The organism is Neptunicoccus sediminis, from assembly GCF_001719615.1.
Classification (GTDB): domain Bacteria; phylum Pseudomonadota; class Alphaproteobacteria; order Rhodobacterales; family Rhodobacteraceae; genus Amylibacter; species Amylibacter sediminis.
Genome location: NZ_MDVX01000001.1, coordinates 616,772 through 637,243, shown reverse-complemented (window position 1 = coordinate 637,243; position 20,472 = coordinate 616,772). Strand labels below are relative to the sequence as shown.

The following is a 20,472-nucleotide window of genomic DNA, read 5'->3' as shown; positions in this document are numbered from 1 at the left end:
TCTAAACTCCTCCACAGACAGCACAACCAACGCGCCGTTCAATTTTAATCTTGCGGCTTTCGCCATAAAGCGCATCAAAAATCAACATGGAGCCGCGCAAAACCTGCCCTGCTCCGGTGATTTCCTTGATCGCCTCTGCTGCCATCATCGACCCGATAATACCGGGCAAGGCCCCGACCACGCCCGCCTCGGCACAGCTTGGCGCCAGACCATCGGCAGGTTCTTCGGGGAACAGGCAGGCATAGCAGGGATCGCCGTGTGCCGGATCGAATAGGGTGACTTGCCCTTCCCACTGGCCAATCGCGCCAGAAACCAGCGGCACCCCTGCCGCAACGCAGGCCCTGTTCACCACCGCGCGAGTGGCAAAGCTGTCGGTTCCGTCCAGCACCAGATCAAAATCCGCCACCAGTTCCGCGCCGTTGTCGTCGCTGATCCTGCGGTTGTAGGGCAGAACTTCGACAAAGGGATTCAACCCCTTCAGGCGTTTTTGCGCCGCAAAAACCTTGGCGGTGCCAAGGTCATCTTCCGAAAACAGAACCTGTCTTTGCAGGTTGGACAGGGAGACAGTGTCATCGTCAATCACCCCGATGGTCCCCACCCCTGCTGCGGCCAGATATTGCAGCACCGGCGCGCCCAGACCGCCCGCTCCCACCACCAGCACCCGCGCCTTGCGCAGCTTCTGCTGGCCCGGCCCACCGATTTCACGCAGCACAATATGGCGGGCATAGCGGTCCAGTTCAGTCTCGCTTAGCCTGTCGGTTTTTTTCGCAGGTTCCACCCGATCCTCCGCCCGTTGTCTTAGTGCCTTGATGCCAAAGCTGTAAAACCCGACAACAGCAAGAAGCGTCAGCAAAATCAACCAGTTCGTCAAAGACCCACCTGTCGCCATCCGCAAGCTGGAGCTGGGCGGCAAGGTCAGTTGCACCAGCAACACAAAGGCCAGACCGATCGCCACAACAGCCCCCTGCGCCCCACGCGAGGCCCCAAGCAGGCGCAGCGCAACGGCCGCCCCCGCAATCAGGATCAGCGTCAGCCCCATCAGCCCTGCCCGGTAGAGCCGAAACCACCCGAGCCGCGATCCGTTTCGCCCAGCGCCCCCGACAGGTCCCAGCCCACCTGCATCACAGGCGCAAACACGATCTGTGCAATCCGGTCGCCGTGGTTAATTGTAAAATCCGTGTCCCCGAGGTTGATCAGTATAACCCCCAGCGGCCCGCGATAATCGCTGTCAATGGTGCCGGGCGCATTGGCCACCGTAAGCCCGTGTTTCAGCGCCAGCCCCGAACGGGGCCGCACCTGCGCTTCAAACCCGCGCGGAATTTCCAACGCCAGTCCGGTGGGAACCAAAGCGCGCGTCTGCGGCGCGATGACAACCGACCCGCGATCCGCCAGATTAGCCCGCAGGTCCATACCCGCCGCGCCGTCTGTTTCATAAGCCGGCAGCGGAATCGCAGTGTCCGCGCCGTCCAGATAGGTAATTTTTACAGCAAGATCAGCCACCGATCACCTCTGCTATTTTTGCTGCCAAACGATCCGCCACCGCCTGTTTTCCCATACGCGGCCAACTCTCGGACCCGTCTTTGTGGATCAGTGTCACAGCGTTTTCAGAGCCGCCCATGATGCCGGTTTCCGGCGAAACATCATTGGCCACAATCCAGTCACAGCCTTTGCGCTGGCGCTTGGCCGTTGCGTTATTGATGACATCGTCGGTTTCAGCCGCAAACCCCACCACAAGCGCGGGACGCCCCTGCGCCTTTTGACTGACGCGGGCCAGAATGTCGGGGTTTTCTGCAAATTCCAACACCGGCAATTCCCCGCTACCGTCCTTTTTGATTTTACTGTCCGAAGCGCGCGCCACGCGCCAGTCTGCCACCGCTGCCGCAAAGACCGCTGCATCGGCAGGCAACCCCTCCTCCACCGCTGCCAGCATCTGGGCGGCGGTCTGGACCCGCACCACATCAACGCCTTCGGGCAGTGGATGATCGGCCGGACCAGATACAAACGTGACCCGCGCGCCAAGCCCCGCCAGCGCCTGTGCAATCGCCGTGCCCTGCGCGCCGCTGGAGCGGTTCGCGATGTAGCGCACCGGATCAATCGGCTCATGGGTCGGCCCGCTTGTCACCAGAATGTGTTTGCCCCGCAGCGGCCCGTCCAGCAAAGCATCCTCGACCGCCGCAACGATCTGCGGCACTTCTGCCATCCGGCCCGGACCGTACTCACCGCAGGCCATATTGCCGCTGTCCGGACCAACGACCAGCACGCCGTCCTGTGTCAATGTCTCTAGATTGCGCTGGGTCGCCGCGTGATCCCACATCCGGACATTCATCGCAGGGGCAATCAGTACCCGTTTGTCCGTGGCCATCAGCAGCGTGCTCGCCAGATCGCCGGCAACACCATGGGCCATTTTCGCCATTAAATCCGCCGTAGCCGGTGCGACCACCACCAGATCCGCCGCGCGGGACAGTTGGATATGGCCCATTTCAGCCTCATCCGTCAGGTCGAACAGATCGCGGTACACTTTGGAACCGGCCAGCGCCGAAACTGACAGCGGCGTGACAAATTCCTCCGCCGCTTTGGTCATAACAGGCACAACCCGCGCGCCGCGCTCCTGCAACCGCCGGATCAGATCAAGACTCTTGTAGGCTGCGATCCCGCCGCCAATCACCAAAAGCACCCTGCGCCCGTTCAACATCGCTCTCTCCCGTTTGCTCTGGCACAAGACTTAGCCAGCTTCGCGGGCAAAGCAAAGGGCGGTTCCGGCTTTTGCCAGCACCGCCCTCTTTTTGGGTTAAATATCCATGTCTGACAGCACCGCCCGAGATGTTACATCAGTTCTGCCATCATCTCGGCAGAGTTGCCGGTGTTCTTTTCCAGCAGTTTTTTCAACTTGCCGAGTGCGGCTGATTCCACCTGCCGGATGCGCTCTTTGGACAGGCCAAGCTCGTCACCAATCGACCCCAGCGTGCGGGGGTCCTCCACCAGCAGGCGTTGCGCCAGAATATAACGCTCCCGTTCGTTGAGCCCTTCCATCGCCGTCGTCAGCCAGTTGCGAAGCTGGCCGAGATCGTGGTTTCGTTCCACCACGTCGGCAGCCTGCGGACCTTCATCCGCCAAGGTATCCTGCCACTCACGTCCCTCATCCTCGGTGGATTGCTGGGCGTTCAGGGAAAAATCCGAACCGGACAGGCGTCCCTGCATCATTTCCACGTCACGCAGCGGCACACCGATTTCCTGTGCGATCATTTCGGATAGTTGATGCCCGTCCAGTTCCTCGCCAGCCGCACTTGCCTCCCGCTCCAGCGTGGCCTGAACCCGCTTAAGGTTGAAAAACAGCGCTTTTTGGCTGCTGGTAGATCCGGTGCGCACCATAGACCAGTTGCGCATCACGTAATCCTGAATTGCGGCCTTGATCCACCACTGCGCGTAGGTCGAAAACCGCACGCCACGGTCGGGATCGAATTTATCCGCCGCTTTCATCAGTCCCACACCCGCTTCCTGAATAAGATCCTGCGTGTTCGCGCCGTACCGGCGGAATTTGGAAGCCATTGAAATGGCCAGCCGCATGTAGGCATTGATCAGGCGGTGCAGGGCTTTTTCGTCCCGCTCGTCCCGCCAGGCGCGGGCCAGTGCGATTTCGGTATCAGCGTCCAGCAGTTCTGCTTTCATCGCCTGACGGCGGAAGTCGTGGTTGGTAACATCATCAAGAGGCATGATCGGGTCTCCTCGTCCATTCTGTACTTGAGCTTGTTGAAGCTTGCTCTCATTATACTACGTCTGAACCCCCAAAAGCGTTCACAATGGAGTGCGATTATTTTTACTTTTCCTAAATTTTCCTTGATTTTGGGCGGCGTTGCCTCAGGTAAGTCCCGATTTGCAGAGACCCTTGTGCGCCAGTCAAACCGTCCCCGAACCTATATCGCCACAGCACAGGCGTTTGACGGGGAAATGGAAGATAAAATCAAACAACATCAAATAGATCGCGGCCCTGATTGGTCAACCGTCGAAGCCCCGATTGCAGTGCCTGAAGCCTTGAGCCGGGTGCCTGATACCCATATCGTTTTAATAGATTGCATGACTCTATGGTTGTCGAATTTAATTTTATCAGAAAATTGCCCGAAAGATCCTTCCGAGCCGCTATTAAACGCCGTCAAGACCTGTAAGTTCCCGATTGTTACAGTCTCAAACGAGGTCGGACACAGTGTTATTCCGGATACAAAACTGGGCCGCCGCTTTCAAAAGGATCAGGGAAGGCTCAACGCGAAACTGGCAGCAGAGGCGGATTTGGTCGTGATGGTAACAGCAGGCATCCCACAAGTGTTAAAGGGCCGGATTCCGGCTAATCCGGCATGAGCCGCTTCTGGTTTATCCGCCATGGCCCAACCCATCGCGACGGGTTGATCGGCTGGACAGATGCCCCTGCGGATCTCTCTGATCTTGCCGCGCTGGAGCGTTTGAACACCCATCTCCCACAGGATGCGCTGGTGATCTCGTCCGATCTGGTCCGCTGCGTCGCAACGGCTGACGCACTGTCAGACGGGCGCAAGCGACTGCCCAGCGACCCCGATCTGCGGGAACTGCATTTTGGCGATTGGGAAGACCGCACCTTTACACAGGTGGCCGAATCCCACGCTGAATTGTCCCGCGCCTATTGGTCGGATCCGGGCCCCCATGCCCCGCCCAATGGTGAAAGCTGGGATGCCGCAGCCGCCCGCGTCAGTCGCGGCGTGGATCGTTTACGCGACGCCCATCCGGACACAGACATAATTGTCGTCGCCCATTTCGGCGCGATCCTGACCCAGATACAACGGGCTGCAGGCATGACCGCAAAGGCCGCGCTGTCCTTTAAGATCGACAACCTGTCCGTCACGCGGTTGGAGCACATGGGAACCGCGTGGCGTGTTCTTGGCGTTAATCACACCTTGTGACGGTGGCGATCACAAAGCGCGATTTGTAATTCTCCCAGTCTATCCGATACTGGGTTAATGAAATATGAACTCGCCATAGCCGATAAAACCTATTCCAGCTGGTCCTTGCGGGGCTGGCTACTGTTTGAGAAATTCGCAATACCGGTAAGCTGCCAGTCGGCGCGCATGTATCAGCCCGCATTCCATCAAATGCTGGAAGATTTCCAACCGGCCCGATTGGTGCCCGCGATGAAATTCGACGGCATTGTGGTGCAAGACAGCTTCGCTATGGCCGAAACGCTGGCAGAGCAGAACCCCGACATCAGAATGTGGCCTGCCGACCCCGCTGCCCGTGCCCTTGCACGGTCCGTGACAGCGGAAATGCACGCCTCGTTCAACGCCCTGCGCGACGCCTGCACCATGAATCTGCGTCGCCATTATCCGGATTTCCAGCCATCTCCGGCAGTGCTGAAAGACGCCGAACGCATGGCAGAATTATGGGCGTTCTGCCGCGCCACATTCGGCCAAGGCGGGCCGTGGCTGTTCGGAAAGTATTCCATCGCAGATGTGTTCTACGCCCCTGCCGCCAGTCGTTTTGCCACCTACAACCTACCCCAAAGCGCAACTGCAGACGCCTATATCACCGCTCATCTGTCCGATCCCGCGTTTCGGCGGTGGCGGGCTATGGGCATCGCGCAGAATTATATTCAGCCGGGATATGATCTGGATTTGCCGCAAGGCACTTGGCCCGGACCAACGCCACTGCCCGCACGCAGTGTCGATGCGGGTCCGTCAGAAAACGCCAGTTGCCCTTATTCCGGCAAGCCGGTTTCGGATTTTCTGGAACTGGACGGGCGCGTTTTTGGCTTTTGCAATTCGTTCTGTCGCGACAAGACCGTCGCGGATCCACAAGCTTGGGATGATTTTATGAAAATTTACCAAAAATAAACGTTCCGCCCTGTAGTCTTAACCACTCTTAATGACGACAGGGACCCGATGATTGCGCGTGCGTACACAGTAGCCTTCCACGGCGTCGAAGCCCGTCTGGTCGAAGTGCAATGCGCCCTTTCAGCCGGATTGCCTGCCTTTCAGATCGTCGGGCTACCGGACAAGGCCGTGTCCGAAGCCCGCGAAAGGGTGCGGGCGGCACTGAACGGGCTGGCGCTGGCGCTTCCGGCGAAACGGATCACGATTAACCTGTCTCCGGCGGATCTTCCGAAGGTCGGGTCGCATTTTGACCTGCCAATTGCCCTTGCAGTGATGGCAGCGATGGATGTGATCCCGCGGGAGGAGACCGCCCGCCAAGTCGCCCTTGGAGAGCTGTCACTGGACGGCAAACTTATTCCGGTCATCGGTGCTCTCCCCGCGGCACTGGCTGCGGCGCAGGCGGATTGTGATCTCGTCTGTCCTGCTGAATGCGGGCCAGAGGCGGCATGGGTCGGCGCGGTTCAGGTTATTGCGCCCGAAACCTTGCTGGACTGCATGAACCATTTTCGCGGTCGGGCCACGTTGCCGCCGGCCCAACCGGGGGAAGTCGTGGCTGCGCCCCAGACCAAGGATCTGAGCGACGTCAAAGGGCAGGAGCGCGCGAAAAGAGCGCTGGAAATTGCGGCTGCGGGCCGGCATCATCTGTTGCTTGTCGGCGCTCCCGGCTCCGGTAAGTCCATGATGGCCGCGCGTATGCCGGGTCTGTTGCCCCCGCTAGAACCGGAAGAAGCGCTGGAAACCTCCATGATCCATTCGCTCGCAGGGTTGTTATCCTCTGGTGGCATCTCCAAAACCCGCCCTTTTCGTGACCCCCATCATACGGCTTCTATGGCGGCGATTGTCGGAGGCGGGCGCGGTGCCAAACCCGGAGAGATTTCGCTAGCCCACAACGGCGTCCTGTTTCTGGACGAACTGCCGGAATTCTCTCGGCAGGTATTGGAAACCCTGCGTCAGCCGCTAGAGACCGGCACGGTGATGGTCGCACGCGCCAATAATCACGTGACCTACCCCTGCCGGTTCATGTTGGTCTCTGCCGCCAACCCTTGCCGCTGCGGATATTTGGCGGATGCGTCGCGGGCCTGCGCCAGAGTGCCCCTTTGCGGAGAAGAGTATCTTGGAAAGATTTCCGGACCGTTAATGGATCGCTTTGATTTGCGCGTGGATGTGCCGCCGGTCACGATGAGCGATCTTTCCCTGCCACAGACTCCGGAATCCTCAAAAACCGTCGCGGAACGGGTCGCAGACGCACGATTGCGACAGCGGCAGCGGTTCGCGCAGCATGACGGCCTGCGCCAGAATGCCGACGCTGAAGGGAAGGTTCTAATGGAAATCGCGACACCGGATTCCGAGGGACATGCCATACTGGAAAAAGCGGCAGAGCGGTTCAATCTGTCAGCGCGGGGGTATCATCGGTTGTTGCGCGTGGCCCGAACCATTGCGGATCTGGATAAATCGGAAACGGTACGCTATCCCCATGTGGCGGAGGCGATCAGCTATCGCTTGATGTCAGCCGTGCCTTAAGAAACCCGGCAATATCATCGAGCGCGGCGCGGGCTTCGGGAAAATGGCCGCGCATGATGTGGAACACATGGAAGGCATTGGGCCAGCTGCGCACCAGCACGTCATGGCCTTTGGCAACGAGTTTACGCTGCATTTCCAAGGTGTCATCCCGCAGGATTTCGCCGCTGCTGTGGTGAAACAGAATAGGCGGGCAGCGCTCAAACATGGCGTGGATCGGAGACGCGCAATCCTGCCCGCAATCCTGATGGCCAAGGTACATTTTACCAAGCTCGTCAAAACGTCCGGCGCTAAGCAGCACCTCGCTCTTGGCGTTTTCTTTCAGACTGTCATATCCACCCTCCAGATTGACCACGGGACTGATGACGAAGGCGCAGAGGGGTATTTCCTCTTTTCGGTAGGAGAGATGCGCCAGCAGTGACAGGACAAGGTTGCCCCCTGCGCTGTCACCGCCCAGCATAATCTGGTCCGGACGCAGCCCACGCGCCAATAAGCCATTGTAAACCTCAAGCACGTCATCAAACCCCGCTGGAAACGGGTTTTCCGGCGCAAGGCGATACCGGGGGATGACAGCCTCCACCCCCACGGCCCCTGCGATGTCTGCCACCATATGTTTGTGGGTGTCCGGACTGCCCACAATGAAACCGCCACCGTGAAGATATAATAAAACCTCCGGCCGGGAGACCGGTCCGACAGAGGCCCAGAGAACCGGAACCTTGCCAATCACTCCATTTCGATACGCAGCAAAGGCAGGGTGGCGGTGCATGCGGCGGGCGTGTCGTTCAAAAGCCTGCCGCGCCTCTACCGGATTTTTGACACGTTGCACCCAAGGCTTTATCACCAATCTCGTAAAGATACTGTAAAGACGCAGGCGCAAAGAGTTCATTTTCCGGTTTTCTCCTCAATCGCTTCCCAGATCATTTCCGCAACATTGATACCGTCGAAACGTTCCAGCTCTTGAATGCCGGTGGGCGAGGTCAGGTTGATTTCTGTCAGATTACCACCGATCACGTCGATTCCGACAAAGATCTGGCCTTTTTCCCGCAGCAACGGACCGATAGCAGCGCAAATCTCCCTGTCACGCGCACTTAGGCCGACCTTTTCGGGGCGACCGCCCACATGCATGTTAGAGCGGGTCTCTCCTTTGGCCGGTACACGGTTGATTGCGCCGACAGGCTCTCCGTTGACGAGGATAACACGTTTATCGCCCGCTGCCACATCGGGCAGGAATTTCTGCGCGATAAGGGGTTCGCGATTGATAGTGGTGAACAACTCGTGCAGGGAATTCAGGTTGCGATCGCCCGGTTCCAGCCTGAACACGCCCGCACCGCCATTGCCGTAGAGCGGTTTGAGAATGATGTCTCCGTGCCGCTCTTTAAAGGCTTTGAGCGTGTCCAGATCCCGCGCAATTGTGGTCGGCGGCGTCAGGTCGGGGAATTGCAGTACAAGCAGTTTCTCCGGATAGTTCCGCACCCAACGGGGATCATTCACTACCAGAGTCTCTGGATGCAGCATGTCGAGAATATGGGTGGTGGTAATATACCCCATGTCAAACGGAGGGTCCTGACGCAGCCAAACCACGTCCCAATCTGCAAGATCGACGGTCTCTTCGGGCTGCAGTGTCACATGGTTGCCGACCTCACGGCGCAGTTCCATCCGGTGCCCGCGGGCTGTCACGCGGCCCTCGTCAAAGGCGAGCTTGTCGGGTGTATAGAAAAATAATTCATGCCCGCGGGCCTGCGCCTCTTCGGCAATGCGGAAACTGCTGTCCGCATTAATATCGACATCCCCGATGGGGTCCATTTGGAAGGCGACCTTCAAACTCATCATCATTTTCTTTCCAAAGAGCAGCATTGCTGCACAAATTGCGTTCACAAATACATGACGCAGTGCGGCACGGGTTTCAATAACCCGCAACCAACTAATGGAAAGGAGAGATAAAGCCGCGATAGTTCAGGCGGCTGTGTCAGATTGGCAAATCAGGCGGCCAATAGTACCCCCGGCAGCACCTTGATCCGACCTTTACCGTCCACCAATGCAGCGTCAAACCTGCAGTCCACATCCAAATGTCCGGCTTTTTCCGCCAGATATTGCAGGGCGCAATTGTGAATGCGATTTTGCTGGCGCGGTGTGATCTGTTGAACGGCAGTATCAAAGGTTGTGCTGGCCTTTACTTCGATAAAATACAGTTTTTCCTTGTGTCGTGCCACAAGATCAATTTCACCGTCTTTGGATTTCCAACGGCGGTCTACGATTTCAAAACCGTTGCGTTCGTAGGCCCGTGCCACCTGACCTTCTGCTGCCTGTCCTTTCAGATAGGATAATTTACCGTTTGCTGCGCGATCCATGTTGTCCCCGTGAATGATGTTGGGACCGTTTTAGCGACAAGATGTTAAAGGATTATGAATCTTCTTTCAGGGTTAAAGCCCGTTGATAAATTTCCTTACGCGGCAAACCAAAAGTCTCCGCCACTTCGCTGGCGGCATCTTTGACCCTAAGACGGGACAGTGCGGCCAGAAGCGCAGCATCGACATCATCCTGAGACACTTCTCTTGCCAAAGGTGGACCCAAGACGATGACCACCTCTCCTTTCACAGTGTCCCGGCCCGAAATTTCCTCTGCCAGCGCCCCCAGCGTTCCCCGACAGGTCTCTTCAAATTTCTTCGTCAACTCCCGACAAAAGGCGGCCGGACGGTCGGCGCCGAAAACCTCGCACATATCCCGCAGGCTCGCTGCTGCCCTCTTTGGCGATTCGTAGAACACCAGTGTCGCGCCGATTTGTGAAAATTCAGCGAAGAATTTCTTACGTGCAGTGGTTTTATTCGGGGCAAAGCCGGCAAAAAAGAAACGGTCTGTCGGTTGTCCGGCCACGCAAAGCGCCGCAAGCAGGGCGGAGGCTCCGGGGGCGGCATAGACCGGCAGGTCTTCTGCAATCACCGCGCGGGCAAGGTCAAATCCGGGATCTGCGACCATCGGCGTGCCTGCATCCGAGACATAAGCCACGGATGCGCCCTCTTGCAGGGACTTGATCAGTTGGGGGCGCATTTGCGCGCCATTATGATCGTGATAGGCCAGCAGCCGCCGGTCCCCGAGCTTTACCCCGTGGATGTCCAGCAGCCTGCGGGTGTTGCGGGTATCTTCCGCCGCCAGCACATCCGCATGGGTCAGAATATCAAGCGCCCGCAGCGTGATGTCCCGCGCGGCACCAATCGGGGTTGCCACAAGATGAAGACCTGCCGCAATTTTTCCAGCATGCATCTGCCTAATTCCACTTCTTTGTTGAACAGGCGTTGCTTTCCCACCGCCCAGCACTTAGTTTTTCCCGTATATTACGCTGCTTAGAACAGTTATGTCACGAAGGGGGACTGTTGTGTTTCATAAGATCAGGAAATTCGGCCTTAAGACGGCCGGCCTTGTAGCAGCCGCCGCTGTGCTGTGGGGGTGTACCGAGGTCGGAGGCGGTTCGCAAGGACCCCGCGTGAACACCGGCAAACCTGTCGTTGTCGGCGTTCTTGTCCCTTCGGGATCGGGCAACCAGCAGCAGGAAGCGCTGGCGAGCAGCCTTGTTGCCGCAGCTAAACTGGCTGTGGCCGAAATGGGTGATGTCCAGATCGACCTGCGGGTTTACCCCACGGCCGGCGATTCAAACCAAGCCGCTGCCGCCGCCCAGCGCGCTGCCAGCGAAGGCGCGAAAATCCTTGTCGGCCCTTTGTTTGCACAGGCAGCAAATGCGGCCGGTACAGCCGTGGCCGCCCAAGGCATCAACGTGCTGAGCTTTTCCAACAACCCTGACATTGCCGGTGGCAACGTCTTTATCCTTGGTGACACTTTCGCGAACACCGCCGACCGCGTGGTTGGCTATGCAGCACGCAAAGGCCAGCGCAGCATTGCCGCTTTGGTGCGGGCCGATGCAGCCGGTGACGTTGCCGCCGCCGCAGTCCAGTCTGCGGCCAGAAACAACGGTGCGAATTTTGTTGGTCTCGCGAAATACGAACTGACCAGTGAGAGCGCGATTGCAGCGGTTTCCGCAACCAAATCCCTGATCGAACGGACCGGCGCCACGGCCCTGGTGCTTGATGCGGATGCGGCGGGGGCCTTGCCTGTATTCGCACAAATGCTGCCGGAAAAAGGTGTAACATCTGCGAACACGCAGTTTATCGGCCTGACCCGCTGGGACCAGACCGCGCCGGCTGTGCGCAGCAGCTCGGGGCTTCAGGGCGCTTTGTTCACGTTGAATGACACTGGTGCCACCAATTCTTTCAACCAGCGCTATGCGGCAGCCAATGGCAGCAACCCGCATCTTCTGGCGGGCAAAGCCTATGACGCCATGCGCGCAGTCGGCACCCTGCTGCAAACCGGATCGTCCGACGCGCTGACCCGTAAGAAACTGACCCGCAATTCCGGTTTTCAGGGCGCCAACGGCATTTTCCGTCTGCGTCCGGATGGAACCAACCAGCGTGCGCTGGCGATTGCGACATTTCAGGAAGGCAATGTAGTCGTTGTTGATCCGGCCCCAAGGAGCTTTGGTGGCGCAGGCTTCTGATATTTCTGACAGTCAAGCCAATACAGCTGGTCCCGGTGCGCTGATCTGCGCGCCGGGACTGCTTTTTGACGGTCCCGCCATCCGCGCTGAAATCGCAGAGGCGCTGACCACCTGTGCGGATAATTATGCCAAACGCTCTGCGATCAGCACAATTCTCGACCGGGTCAACACCCAGGCGCGCGCGCAAATCAAAGCGGCCTATCTGAAGACACCGTTCAAAACCAGCCGCACGATCCGCTCTTATACCTTTGTCACCGACCAACTGATCAACACCGCGGTTGAAATGGTGCAAACCCATCTGCACCCGCTTCCCAATCCCACCCGATCCGAGCGGATTTCCATCGTCGCCGTGGGCGGCTACGGACGCGGCGAGATGGCCCCCTTTTCTGACGTGGACCTGCTGTTCCTGACGCCCTACAAGCTGACCGCTTGGGGCGAGAGCGTTGTGGAGAGCACGCTTTACATCCTGTGGGATCTGAAGATGAAGATCGGCCACGCGACCCGCACGGTCGAAGAATGTATCCGTCTTGCAGGCAGTGACCTGACGATCCGCACGGCCCTGCTGGAATCCCGTTTCCTGTACGGCGATGCGGAACTGGCCGAAACGCTGGACGCCCAGCTTTGGAAGCAGTTGTTCAAAACCACCGGACCGGAATTTGTCGCCCTGAAACTGGAAGAGCGGGAAGCGCGTCACAAGAAACAGGGCGCGACACGGTTTTTGCTGGAACCCAACGTCAAAGAGGGCAAAGGCGGGCTGCGGGATCTTCAAACCCTCTACTGGATCACCAAATACCTCAGCGGGGCAAAGCTGCCTTCCGAAATGATCTATGCGGGCTATTTCACCACCACCGAATACGCCAGTTTCGATCAGGCCGAGAATTTTCTGTGGACCGTACGCTGCCATTTGCATCTGGTGGTCGGACGCGCTGCGGAACTGCTGACCTTTGACAATCAGGTCGCCATCGCTGCCGCGCTAGGCTATCAGGACACAGAGGGTCTGCGCGGAGTCGAAGCCTTCATGCAGGAGTATTTCACCCACGCCACCCATGTGGGCGATCTGACGCGCATTTTCCTGACCGCGCTGGAAGCACAACACGTGAAACAACAGCCTTCTTTCGGGGCGCGTCTGCTTCGGGCGATGCCGTGGCGCAGCGATTCCCTTGAGGCACCGGAAGGCTATGAGATCGTTCACGGCAGGCTGTCGATTGCGGATGAAGAGGCGTTTCTGGCAGATCCGATCAATTTCCTGCGGATATTCGAACACGGTCTTGATACGGATATTCTGATCCACCCCGATGCCATGCGCCTGATCGTCGCCAATCTGGAGCTGATCACCAACAAGCTGCGCACCAACCCCGAAGCGCAAAAGCTGTTCCTGTCGCTCTTGCTGGACTACGGCAATCCGGAGCGGGCCTTGCGGCGGATGAACGAACTGGGTGTTCTTGGCGCCTTCATCCCCGAATTCCAGCGAATTGTCTGCCTGATGCAGTTCAATATGTACCATCACTATACGGTGGACGAGCATACAATTCAGTGTATCTCCCATTTGGCTAAAATCGAAAAAGGTGAACTGAAAGAGAGCCTTCCTGTCGCGTCGAGCATTTTGCAAGACGGGGTTGATCGCAAGGTGCTCTACGTGGCGCTGTTGCTCCATGACATCGGCAAGGGACTGCCCGAGGATCACTCTATCGCAGGGGCGCGGCTGGCGCGAACCATCTGCCCGCAGCTTGGCCTGTCCGAAGGGGAAACCGACACTGTGGTCTGGCTGGTGCGCCACCACCTGTTGCTGTCTGACGTGGCGCAGAAACGGGATCTCTCCGATCCGAAAACCGTGCGGGACTTTGCCAAGGAAGTGAAAACCACGGCGCGGTTGAACCTGCTGACGGTTCTGACGGTCTGTGACATCCGCGGCGTTGGTCCGGGCACATGGAACAACTGGAAGGCCCAGTTGATCCGCGACCTGCACCGCTACACCAAGCTTGCGCTCCAGGAAGGGTTCGACAAGGTTCTCGAACTGCAATCTTCAAGCGAGGCAAAAGAAGCCCTGCGCGCTGCCCTCCCCAAGATGAGCCGCAAGGCGCTCGATGCCGAAATTGAACGCCACTATCCGGCCTACTGGCAGGGGCTGGATGCAGAGACGCACAAGATTTTTGCCAAGCTGATGCTAAAAGCGTCCACCACCGAGATCCAGACCGACATCAAGGCCGATAAAGACCACGACGCCACCCGCGCCTGTTTTGTGCTGCAGGACCATCCCGGTATCTTCTCGCGGCTGGCCGGGGCGCTGGCGCTGGTCGGTGCCAATGTGGTGGATGCGCGGACCTATACCTCCTCTGACGGCTATGCCACAGCGGTCTTCTGGATACAGGACGCCAAAGGCCAACCCTATGAGAAATCCCGCCTGACACGCCTGCGCAGCATGATCAACAAAACCCTCAACGGGGATGTGATCGCCAAGGATGCGCTGAAGTCCCACGACAAAATCAAAAAGCGCGAGCGGGATTTTGTGGTGCCGACGGTGATCTCTTTCGACAACAAAGGCTCGGACCTTTACACCATCATCGAGGTGGACACCCGCGACAGACCCGGACTGCTGTATGATCTGACCCGCACCCTGTCTGACAACAATATCTACATTGCCAGCGCCGTGATCGCCACTTATGGGGAACAGGCAGTCGATGTATTTTATGTGAAAGACATGTTCGGATTGAAATTGCACAGTGCCGCCAAGCGCAAAAAGATCGAAGACGCCCTGCGCGCCGCAATTGAAATAAGCGCCGCCGGAGCGCTCACGTGACAGTGACCACCAAGCCGCGGAGCATCCGTCTGCTGGCCGGTTTCTTCACCGTCAGCAGCTGGACCCTTGCCAGCCGTATTATGGGCTTCATCCGTGACATCCTGATCGCTGCCTTCTTTGGCGCAGGTCCGGTGGCCGAGGCGTTCCAAGTAGCCTTCGCCCTGCCCAATATGTTCCGCCGCTTCTTTGCCGAGGGCGCGTTTAACATGGCCTTTGTGCCGATGTTTTCCAAAAAGCTGGAATCCGGGGAAGACGCGCGCCAGTTTGCCCAGAACGCAATGGCAGGTCTTGCCAGCGTTCTGATCGGCCTCACCCTGATCGCGCAACTGTTCATGCCGTGGTTTGTACTGGCTATGGCCAGCGGCTTTGCGGGCGACGAGCGCTTTGATCTGGCAACCGATTTTGCGCGTATCTGCTTTCCGTATATCCTGTTTATCTCACTCGCAGCACTGCTATCGGGCGTCTTGAACTCCATGGGCCGCTTTGCCGCCGCCGCTGCCGCGCCTGTGGTGCTGAACATCATCCTGATCAGTGCAATGGTCGCGACTTGGGCGCTTGGCGGAAATGTTGCCCTTGCGCTTGCTTGGGGTGTGCCTGTGGCTGGCGTGGGCCAACTGGCTCTGGTGTGGATTGCCGCCTCCCGTGCGGGCATTCGCTTGTTGCCGCAATTGCCCCGATTTACCCCTGAAATTCGCCGGCTCGCCATGATCGCAGCGCCCGCAGCACTTGCCGGTGGGGTTGTGCAGGTCAACCTGCTGGTGGGCCGTCAGGTCGCCAGCTATTTTGACGGCGCGATCCAATGGCTGGCTGTGGCCGACCGTCTCTATCAGCTTCCGCTCGGCGTGGTTGGCATTGCTATCGGCGTGGTACTGCTGCCCGATCTGTCACGCAAGTTACAATCCGCAGACGAAGCCGGCGGCCGCCACGCCTTCAACCGCGCAACCGAATTTGCGCTGGCCCTGACCCTGCCCGCCGCCGTAGGCCTGCTGGTAGTGCCTCAAGCCGTGGTCTCGGTGCTGTTTGAGCGGGGCGCCTTCACCGCAGAAGATGCCAGAAACACCGCGGCAGCCCTGTCGATCTATGCCATTGGCCTGCCCGCCTTTGTGCTGCAAAAAGTCTTCCAGCCGCTCTATTTCGCCCGTGAAAACACCAAAACCCCGTTCTATTTCGCGCTGGTCTCTATGGTACTGAACGCAGCGCTGGCGATCGGGCTCTCGGTCCAGTTCGGCTATCTGGCCGCTGCCATCGGCACCACGCTGTCCTCTGTAGCGCTGGCGGTGATGCTCTACTTCGGCACCCGCCGCATGGGACTGGCCGCAGCCTTTGACGACCGTCTGCTGCGGGCCCTGCCCCGTATGCTGGTGGCTTGTGTGATTATGGGGCTGTTCACCTACGGGCTGGAATGGCTGCTGTCGGACTGGCTGGTCACAGAAGGGCTGCGCTACCTCGCGCTTGCCCTGCTGGTTGTCGGTGGCACCAGTGTCTATTTCGCCGCCTGCCTGATGCTCGGTGCCTTTACCAAACAAGGGCTGCGCAACGTGGTGCGGCGGTAAACCGGAACCGGCACCGGCTCTTTTTGGGTCAAATATCCAAATCCCGACCGCGCCGCATCCGGTCCCGCCAATAGGTCAGCCCTGCACCGGCAACCGGACGCAGTGCAGCGCAGAGGGCAAAGCCGACGAAAAAGCCTGCGACCCGTTCGAACCAGTCGTGCCCGCCAAACAGGATCGAAAACACCGCCAGTAACACGCCAAGCGCGGCGATCAGGCGGAACGCCCGCAACCCGTTCTGCCCCGCTGCCCGCTGTTCGGTGAACAAAATCCAGCTCAGCGCGCCGATCAACCCGTAAGACGCCGCCCCCGCCCCGAGCATCGCCATAGTCGGCCCCATCACTATCGCCTGCGCCAGTGCTGCAAGCACGCCGCTGCCGAAAAAAATCGCCAGAAACGCCAGCCAGTGCACGCGCTCTGCAACGAACTTCCCAAGTGCAAGGATGAACACCACGCTGAACAAAGCGGCGACAAAATTCGCATGCACAAACATATAGCTGACAAACCGCAACAGCAGTTCGGGCGGATACTGTCCTGTATCCCACATCAGATAGACCGCCGCATTGGAAAACCCGAACTGGTCCGCGATCATGATCCGCCAGGCTGGTCCGGTGGCACCGCCAATGATGCCCGCCTCGCCCAGTTGGAAAATCGCTTCGACCGCAGCGATCACAATAACCAGCAGGGTCACAACGGGCGGCAGGGGATTGATCGGGGCGCTGTGCCCCTCGGCGTCATACATCTAAAGGCTCCATCGCTTGACGATACCCGCCCATATAGCGATAACCCCTCCATCAACACCAGACGGAGTTTTCGCAATGGGCGAGACAATACACACACCGCGCGTCTTTTCCGGCATCCAGCCATCGGGAAATCTGACGCTTGGCAACTATCTCGGCGCACTCAAGCGGTTTGTCGAAATGCAAGGTTCCGACATTGAAACCCTTTATTGCGTGGTCGATCTGCACGCGATCACCGTCTGGCAAAATCCGGCTGACCTGCGTCACAACACCCGCGAGGTAACAGCGGCCTATATCGCTTGCGGGCTTGATCCGGCAAAATCCATCCTGTTCAACCAGTCCCAAGTGCCCGCCCATGCCCAGCTGGCGTGGATTTTCAACTGTGTGGCGCGCATCGGCTGGATGAACCGCATGACCCAGTTCAAGGACAAGGCGGGCAAAAACGCCGAGAAATCCTCGCTCGGGTTGCTGGCCTATCCTGCGCTGATGGCTGCGGATATTCTGATCTATCAGGCCACTCATGTGCCTGTGGGCGAAGACCAGAAACAGCATCTGGAACTGGCCCGCGATATTGCGGCCAAGTTCAACCACGACTTTGACACGGATTTCTTTCCCTCTCCCGATCCCCTGATCGACGGCGAAGCCACCCGCGTGATGTCCTTGCGCGATGGCACCAAGAAGATGTCGAAATCCGACCCGTCGGATCAAAGCCGTATCACCCTGCGCGATGATGCCGACACAATCGCCAAGAAAATTCGCAAGGCCAAAACCGATCCTGAACCGCTGCCCGAGACCCTGAAAGAACTGGAAGGCCGCCCAGAGGCGCGCAATTTGGTGAATATCTACGCCGCCCTGTCCGGCCGGACCGCCGAGAGCGTCATTACCGAGTTTGCCGGACAGCAGTTTGGCCAGTTCAAACCCGCACTTGCCGATCTTGCCGTGGACCATCTGGCACCGATCACGCAGGAGATGAACCGGCTAATGGCCGATCCTGCCGAAATCGACCGGATTCTTGGCAACGGTGCCGACCGCGCCTCTGCGATTGCCGAACCGATCCTCGACAAAACCTATGACATCGTGGGCATGGTCCGCTCCCGCTAGCCCACCCCGCTTTCGGTTGACGCGCAGAGCCTGCGTCATAAGATGCCCCTGAATGAAGGGGCATCTTTTTTATGGCCATGTGGAACCGCAAATCCGTGCTGTCAGAGGCGATCGACGATTGGCAAAGTCGCGGATTGCTGGACGGCACAACGGCGGCGCTGCTTGATGCGGATGTGCAGAACCGCGCGGGCGGGGCCAGCTTCCGGCAGGTTCTGGTGCTGCTGGCGGTGGTCTGTCTCGGCTTTGCAGCGATGACTTTTGTCGCGGCCAACTGGGAGGGCATGTCACGGCTGACACGGGTCGGCCTGATCCTTGCGGCCATGTGGGGGTTCTGGGGCGGATCGCTGTTTCTGTCCGTGCGGGGTTATCACAAGACCGCCCAGACCTGCACCCTTGGCGCCTGCGCCATGTTTGGCGCCGGCATCATGTTGATCAGCCAGATTTACCACATTCAGGGCAGTCCGAAGGATGCAACGTGGCTCTGGGCGATGGGCACCCTTCTGGCCGCGGCACTGACCTTATCCGTGCCCGCGTTGGTGCTGTCCCTTGCCCTGCTGATGGTCTGGATGCTGCTATACCCCAATGCCTTTGCTGGAGCGCAACCGCTGCATCCCGACTATCCGTTTTATCTGCTGGCCGCCGCCGCCATAGCCTATGCCGCGCGCAGCCGGTTTGCGGCCCATCTGATCGTTCTGTCCGCGTGCATCTGGTTCGCAATGACGGCGCTGACACTGGCCGAAGAAGGCCGGCTCGGGATGCTGGCCATTGGGCTGGGGCTGTCTTTGGCCTGCTTGTCTGGGGCGCTTTGGCTGGACCGGACCCGCCGCCTGCTGCTCGGGTTTGAGCGGCCTTTGATGGTCTATATCATCCTCTTTATGGCGGTAATGATCTTCTCATGGCATGTCATTGCTCGCGTTGACCGGATTCATATAGCCTATGGGCCGCTGAACGCTGCCACTCTGCTGCCCGCCCTTGCCAGCCTTATGCTGGGCGCGGCTTTCGCGAGAACCGCCGTGCGTTCGCGCCATCCCAACACCTACGATCTGGTCGTAACCGTCCTGTTCGGCGTCGTGACCTTTGCTATATTGCTGTTCGCACCTGACATTGCCATAGCTGTCCAAATCCTCATGGTCGGCGGAGCGATCTGGGTGATCCGCATGGGTTGGCGGATCGGGGAGCGGCCGCTGACGACACTTGGATTTCTGCTGTTCGCAGTGGCGCTGTTGTACACCTATTTCGAAACCGTCGGCACATTGCTTGGCACCAGCGTATTCTATCTGGGTGTCGGGGTGATCCTGCTGGCGGGCGTGTTCATCATCCCGCGCCTGACCCGCAACAAGGGCGGCCAGCCATGAGCCGCCGTTTCTTGATCATCGGCACCATTCTGGCCGCGCTGTTGCAAACCGGCGTTCTGGCGAAAATCATTACCGACCGGGCGACCGCCCTGCAGTCAGGTCGGGAGGTTCTGCTTGAAACCGGATTTATCGACCCGCGAGACCTGTTCCGCGGCCATTACACCGCCCTGAACCTTAACATCAGCCAGATTCCGCGGGACAGCGTGACCCTGCACGGACGTTTCACGTGGAACGATCCGGTTTATGCCGCCCTTGATACCACAGGGCCTTTTGCGCAGGTGCAAAGCCTGCATGACACCTATCCAGAGGATTTCAACGGTCCGGTTCTGGCAGGGCGGGCGCAATTCCAGTCATCGGCCAGCGACAACACCCTGCGAATCGCATTTCCTTTTGATCGGTTTTTCGCGCCCAAGGACCGCGCGTTGGAGCTCGAATCCTTACGCCGCGAGCAAAAGTTGGGGGTTATACTGTCCGTAGCAGACGACGGCAGCGCCTTGATCAAAGGGCTGACCATCGAGGGGCAGAAAATCTACGACGCGCCGCTCTACTAAAACTTTATCAAGGGTTTGAACCCTCAGGTTTCCGGCGCACCGAGATACGCAACAGGCGTGTTGTCCGCTTGTTCAAAATCCAGAACACGTCCCTCTGTCACGCGGGACAGCCGCTTGTATTCATAGACCATTTCCGACCCTTCCTGAGCCGAACACACGATCAGGCATTCATGTAACAGGCGGGAGCCGTTGCAAAATTCCACCGTGCCACGCAGATGGGGCGCATCCGCTGACAGGGAAAATCCACCCTCCCAACTGCGCAATACGGGGTAAATCTCGTCTCCGACAACGACACGCAGGCGGGAACTGCGCTTAAGCTCTTGTGTACGGGCGCGGCGCAGCCCTTCCAGAACCTCGGGTGACATATGAACGTCCATGAAGAATCCCCTCTTTTATCTATCCAGTTTGGCCTATAAATATGTATTT

Annotated in this window: 20 protein-coding genes; 10 read left to right on the top strand and 10 right to left on the bottom strand. The window is 58.6% G+C overall.

Annotation, left to right across the window (positions count from 1 at the left end; translation table 11 throughout):
• Window position 1: 1 nt before the first annotated feature.
• From BFV97_RS02975 to BFV97_RS02960, 4 genes are all read right to left on the bottom strand, one after another.
• Entirely contained in the window at window positions 2-1,039 is a 1,038-nt protein-coding gene (locus BFV97_RS02975; RefSeq protein WP_108721616.1) for a HesA/MoeB/ThiF family protein, read from the bottom strand.
• Window positions 1,039-1,500, bottom strand: coding sequence for a dUTP diphosphatase (dut, locus tag BFV97_RS02970; RefSeq protein ID WP_069298804.1), 462 nt, complete (start codon window positions 1,498-1,500; stop codon window positions 1,039-1,041). The genes BFV97_RS02975 and dut overlap by 1 nt, the downstream gene beginning before the upstream one ends.
• Window positions 1,493-2,692 (bottom strand): bifunctional phosphopantothenoylcysteine decarboxylase/phosphopantothenate--cysteine ligase CoaBC, encoded by a 1,200-nt coding sequence (gene coaBC, locus BFV97_RS02965; RefSeq protein WP_069298803.1) that lies wholly within the window; start codon window positions 2,690-2,692, stop codon window positions 1,493-1,495. The genes dut and coaBC overlap by 8 nt, the downstream gene beginning before the upstream one ends.
• A 131-nt stretch (window positions 2,693-2,823) precedes the next feature.
• Window positions 2,824-3,711, bottom strand: a complete 888-nt coding sequence (locus tag BFV97_RS02960; protein ID WP_083225471.1) for an RNA polymerase factor sigma-32 — start codon at window positions 3,709-3,711, stop codon at window positions 2,824-2,826.
• Here BFV97_RS02960 and cobU point away from each other — a divergent pair.
• The 4 genes from cobU to BFV97_RS02940 are packed head-to-tail and all read left to right on the top strand — an operon-like array spanning window position 3,685 to window position 7,412.
• Window positions 3,685-4,350, top strand: a complete 666-nt coding sequence (cobU, locus tag BFV97_RS02955; protein ID WP_245667540.1) for a bifunctional adenosylcobinamide kinase/adenosylcobinamide-phosphate guanylyltransferase — start codon at window positions 3,685-3,687, stop codon at window positions 4,348-4,350. The genes BFV97_RS02960 and cobU overlap by 27 nt on opposite strands.
• Complete coding sequence (locus tag BFV97_RS02950) at window positions 4,347-4,925, top strand: histidine phosphatase family protein (RefSeq protein ID WP_069298801.1); 579 nt, start codon at window positions 4,347-4,349, stop codon at window positions 4,923-4,925. The genes cobU and BFV97_RS02950 overlap by 4 nt, the downstream gene beginning before the upstream one ends.
• 57 nt (window positions 4,926-4,982) lie before the next feature.
• On the top strand, window positions 4,983-5,852 hold the full coding sequence (locus BFV97_RS02945) for a glutathione S-transferase (RefSeq protein WP_069298800.1): 870 nt from the start codon (window positions 4,983-4,985) through the stop codon (window positions 5,850-5,852).
• 48 nt (window positions 5,853-5,900) lie between these two features.
• Window positions 5,901-7,412: a YifB family Mg chelatase-like AAA ATPase gene (locus BFV97_RS02940; protein ID WP_069298799.1), complete on the top strand. Its 1,512-nt coding sequence runs from the start codon at window positions 5,901-5,903 to the stop codon at window positions 7,410-7,412.
• Here BFV97_RS02940 and BFV97_RS02935 read toward each other — a convergent pair.
• The 4 genes from BFV97_RS02935 to rsmI all read right to left on the bottom strand — a co-directional run bounded on the left by BFV97_RS02935 (window position 7,381) and on the right by rsmI (window position 10,667).
• A complete protein-coding gene (locus BFV97_RS02935) occupies window positions 7,381-8,295 on the bottom strand; it encodes an alpha/beta hydrolase (protein ID WP_069298798.1) in 915 nt (304 codons plus the stop codon). The two genes, BFV97_RS02940 and BFV97_RS02935, sit on opposite strands and share 32 nt — an antisense overlap.
• The gene (gene gshB, locus BFV97_RS02930; protein ID WP_108721630.1) at window positions 8,292-9,236 is read right to left on the bottom strand and encodes a glutathione synthase; all 945 of its coding nucleotides are present in this window, start codon (window positions 9,234-9,236) and stop codon (window positions 8,292-8,294) included. The genes BFV97_RS02935 and gshB overlap by 4 nt, the downstream gene beginning before the upstream one ends.
• A gap of 152 nt (window positions 9,237-9,388) precedes the next feature.
• Entirely contained in the window at window positions 9,389-9,757 is a 369-nt protein-coding gene (locus BFV97_RS02925; RefSeq protein ID WP_069298797.1) for a YraN family protein, read from the bottom strand.
• Between the two features lie 52 nt (window positions 9,758-9,809).
• Window positions 9,810-10,667, bottom strand: coding sequence for a 16S rRNA (cytidine(1402)-2'-O)-methyltransferase (rsmI, locus tag BFV97_RS02920; RefSeq protein ID WP_069298796.1), 858 nt, complete (start codon window positions 10,665-10,667; stop codon window positions 9,810-9,812).
• Window positions 10,668-10,887: 220 nt separating this feature from the next.
• Here rsmI and BFV97_RS02915 point away from each other — a divergent pair, with 220 nt between their 5' ends.
• The 3 genes from BFV97_RS02915 to murJ are packed head-to-tail and all read left to right on the top strand — an operon-like array spanning window position 10,888 to window position 16,302.
• Window positions 10,888-11,952, top strand: coding sequence for an ABC transporter substrate-binding protein (locus tag BFV97_RS02915; protein ID WP_245667538.1), 1,065 nt, complete (start codon window positions 10,888-10,890; stop codon window positions 11,950-11,952).
• Window positions 11,936-14,749 (top strand): [protein-PII] uridylyltransferase, encoded by a 2,814-nt coding sequence (locus BFV97_RS02910; protein WP_245667536.1) that lies wholly within the window; start codon window positions 11,936-11,938, stop codon window positions 14,747-14,749. Before BFV97_RS02915 ends, BFV97_RS02910 begins: the two co-directional genes overlap by 17 nt.
• Window positions 14,746-16,302 carry a murein biosynthesis integral membrane protein MurJ gene (murJ, locus tag BFV97_RS02905; protein ID WP_425412253.1) on the top strand — a complete coding sequence of 519 codons (1,557 nt, stop codon included), beginning with the start codon at window positions 14,746-14,748 and terminating at the stop codon, window positions 16,300-16,302. Before BFV97_RS02910 ends, murJ begins: the two co-directional genes overlap by 4 nt.
• Window positions 16,303-16,330: 28 nt before the next feature.
• Here murJ and BFV97_RS02900 read toward each other — a convergent pair whose 3' ends face one another.
• Window positions 16,331-17,041, bottom strand: a complete 711-nt coding sequence (locus BFV97_RS02900; protein WP_069298794.1) for a rhomboid family intramembrane serine protease — start codon at window positions 17,039-17,041, stop codon at window positions 16,331-16,333.
• Between the two features lie 76 nt (window positions 17,042-17,117).
• On the opposite strand from BFV97_RS02900, the gene trpS reads away from it, so the two are divergent.
• The 3 genes from trpS to BFV97_RS02885 all read left to right on the top strand — a co-directional run bounded on the left by trpS (window position 17,118) and on the right by BFV97_RS02885 (window position 20,046).
• Window positions 17,118-18,140: a tryptophan--tRNA ligase gene (gene trpS, locus BFV97_RS02895; RefSeq protein WP_069298793.1), complete on the top strand. Its 1,023-nt coding sequence runs from the start codon at window positions 17,118-17,120 to the stop codon at window positions 18,138-18,140.
• 71 nt (window positions 18,141-18,211) lie between these two features.
• On the top strand, window positions 18,212-19,495 hold the full coding sequence (locus BFV97_RS02890; protein ID WP_069298792.1) for a DUF2157 domain-containing protein: 1,284 nt from the start codon (window positions 18,212-18,214) through the stop codon (window positions 19,493-19,495).
• The gene (locus tag BFV97_RS02885; RefSeq protein WP_069298791.1) at window positions 19,492-20,046 is read left to right on the top strand and encodes a GDYXXLXY domain-containing protein; all 555 of its coding nucleotides are present in this window, start codon (window positions 19,492-19,494) and stop codon (window positions 20,044-20,046) included. Before BFV97_RS02890 ends, BFV97_RS02885 begins: the two co-directional genes overlap by 4 nt.
• A 23-nt stretch (window positions 20,047-20,069) precedes the next feature.
• On the opposite strand, the gene BFV97_RS02880 is transcribed toward BFV97_RS02885, so the two are convergent.
• Window positions 20,070-20,423, bottom strand: coding sequence for a hypothetical protein (locus BFV97_RS02880; protein WP_069298790.1), 354 nt, complete (start codon window positions 20,421-20,423; stop codon window positions 20,070-20,072).
• Between the last annotated feature and the right edge of the window lie 49 nt (window positions 20,424-20,472).